General features: G+C 63.4%; 4 protein-coding genes. All 4 read right to left on the bottom strand.

Annotation, left to right across the window (positions count from 1 at the left end; all coding sequences use genetic code 11):
* A partial coding sequence (locus tag Q3981_RS10325) for a glycoside hydrolase family 76 protein (protein WP_303125992.1) occupies positions 1-995 on the bottom strand: 995 nt, incomplete at its 3' end.
* Between the two features lie 113 nt (positions 996-1108).
* A complete protein-coding gene (locus tag Q3981_RS10320) occupies positions 1109-1729 on the bottom strand; it encodes an RNA methyltransferase (protein ID WP_303126001.1) in 621 nt (206 codons plus the stop codon).
* 91 nt (positions 1730-1820) lie between these two features.
* The gene (gene pyrE, locus Q3981_RS10315) at positions 1821-2303 is read right to left on the bottom strand and encodes an orotate phosphoribosyltransferase (RefSeq protein WP_303125994.1); all 483 of its coding nucleotides are present in this window, start codon (positions 2301-2303) and stop codon (positions 1821-1823) included.
* Positions 2304-2492: 189 nt separating this feature from the next.
* Positions 2493-2702 (bottom strand): hypothetical protein (locus tag Q3981_RS10310; RefSeq protein ID WP_303125990.1); only part of this gene is annotated, 210 nt, incomplete at its 5' end.

The raw sequence follows: 2702 nt of genomic DNA, 5'->3' as shown, positions 1-2702 counted from the left end.
CTGCCCGAGCCCTTGATCACGCCGGTGTCCGTCGCCAAGTTGACTGCGATGGCGTGGACCAGGTTGTGGACCCTGGTGATCGAGGACATTGCCACGTCGGAACCGGCGTGTGCCCCGGCGCTGGAGGGATCATCCGTGATGCCGGCTTCCTCGCGGCGTCGTTGAGCGATCTCGACGCAGGCGCCCAGAGCAACACCCTGGTTGTAGGCGTACACAGCCGTCGAGGGCTCCGGGCCGTCCATCTTCATGCGGATGCCGTCGATCAGGAGGCCGTCCTGGTTGATCAGGTTCTCGAACATCCAGTCGGTGAGGGCCTCGGCCTCATCCACGCGACCCATCCGCGCCATCATGATCGCCGCCGGGCCATTCGTCGGGACGTTATAAAACGCCTCACCCACGCGCCACGGAACAACGCCGGTCAGCGAGTCGACACCGTCGATAATGTTCTGCTGGAGGTCCTTCAGACTCCTCGCCTGGTGGCCGTGGCCCAGGCCCTCCGCGCGGTCGAGCGCCAACGCTAACCAGGATTTGTCGTCGTAGTAGCGGTTCTTGGTCAGCGGCGCACCGTTGCGGAGGCGGATTCCCCGCATGGTCCGGCTGATTCGGCGCGAGCGGGACTTCAGCGGACGGCGCGACGCCGCGTCCACTAAGCAATCCAAATAATGCGCTTGCCACCAGTAATGCCAGCGCAGGAAGAACTTATCCCGCGTCAACGCCGGCCACGAGACCACCGCGAGGTTCGTCCCCGGCAGGCCCCACACCCGGCGCGCATGGCGCTCATGGATGGCGTCCTCGGCTAAATCGGCGCGGTGGTCCCATTTCTCCCACAGCTCCTGCTGGCGACGTTGCGGCCGCAAGGAGCTGCCACGATGGTTGACCTGCTCGGCGCGGTTAATTCGCGGGCTGCCCTCGTGGTCGGGTGTGTCGCCGGCGGTAGCGTCCGCAGTAACGTCGGCGGACGCGTCGGTCTGATTGCTATGTCGTTTATCCTGCATTGTATTAATCGTGCCCTATCGATGGTGTAGGCGCTACTGAACCCACACGATTGGGCGGGCGCTGCGCGGTCATGCACAGCCCGCTGATGATCGTCGCCGAGAACCCGCGTGAATCACCACGCCCGCGACAGGTCCGCGTGCTGCCTCACCCACGCATGCATCGCAATCCCCGCAGCAACCCCCGCATTGATCGACCGCGTGGAACCAAATTGCGCAATCGACACCGTCTGCACCGCACCGCGCTGCGCTTCCTCACTAACCCCCGGCCCCTCTTGGCCAAACAGGAGGAGGCACCGCTCCGGCAACTCGGCCGTCTCAACAGGCACCGAGCCGGGCACATTATCCACAGCAATCACAGTGAGATCGTGCTCGTGCGCCCACTGGAGCACGTCGTCAACCGTCGCATGATGATAAAGATGCTGGTAACGATCGGTTACCATGGCTCCGCGACGGTTCCACCGCTTCTTGCCGACGATGTGCACCGCCTCTGCGGCAAACGCATTCGCGGTCCTCACGACGGTCCCGATGTTGTGATCCGACGTAAAATTCTCGATCGCAACGTGGAACGGGAAGCGGCGCGTATCCAGGTCCGCGACGATGGCATCGCGCTTCCAGTACCGGTACGCGTCGACGACATTGCGTCGGTCGCCCTCGTCCAAAAGGGCCGGGTCATAACGATCAGCCGTCGGCCGCGGTTCGCCGGGATGCTCAACCTCCCACGGGCCAACGCCCACGGGGTGCGGATTCCACTCCGTGGCACCGACGCCAGCTGGTGTTTTGACCGTGCCTGAGTCTGACGCGTGGGGATCCGCCGCGCGGGGTGAATCACTCAAGTCCGAGATCCTTCAGCCCCAGGATGGATCGGTACTCTAAGCCCTCATTGTGGATGGCGTCGGCCGCACCCGTGTTGCGGTCCACCACGGTAGCGACGCCGACAACCTCGGCCCCGGCGTCGCGAGCCGCCTTGACCGCGGTCAACGGGCTATTTCCTGTGGTTGTCGTATCTTCGACGACGAGCACGCGCTTGCCCTTAATGTCCGGGCCCTCAATGCGACGCTGCATGCCATGCTTCTTCGCCTCTTTGCGCACGACAAACGCATCGATGGGCCGGCCGGATGCGTGCAAAACAGAGTCGGCGACGGGGTCTGCGCCCAGTGTCAGGCCACCGACGGCATCGAAATCCCAATCCTTGGTGAGCTGCCGCAAAAGAGCACCGATCAATGGCGAGGCCTCGTGATGCAACGTCGCCCGGCGCAAATCGACGTAATAATCTGCCTCTTTGCCGGAGGATAAGGTCACTTTCCCCATCACGACTGCCAGCTCTTTGACCAGCTCTGCCAGCCGGGCCCGGCGCTCTGGATCCAAATTCTGCGCGGCGGACGTGGGCTGAGCAACAGACGTAGGCTCGGCGTCTTTCGCCCCTGGGTTAGTGTGATCCGTCATGAAAAGAAACTCCTTCTGGCTGCTGGGTTATTCACTGCCCGCTTATACTTCCGCTTAATCCTGGTCGAGCCGATTCTCGGGCTCGAGCTCACCATCAACGATGGGCACATCGTCATCCTCCCGACGGTGGGACGCACCCCGCCGGGCCGAACTCTTGCGGTGCCGCCCCTCCGACGGCGGATCGCCGAAAATGGTGGACTTATCGTAATCAGACTCCACGCGGATAACTCGCCCGGACCGCTCATGTGCGCCCGAGTGGTCAGG

Source organism: Corynebacterium sp. (genome assembly GCF_030530965.1).
GTDB lineage: Bacteria > Actinomycetota > Actinomycetes > Mycobacteriales > Mycobacteriaceae > Corynebacterium.
This window is presented reverse-complemented; position numbering and strand designations above follow the sequence as displayed.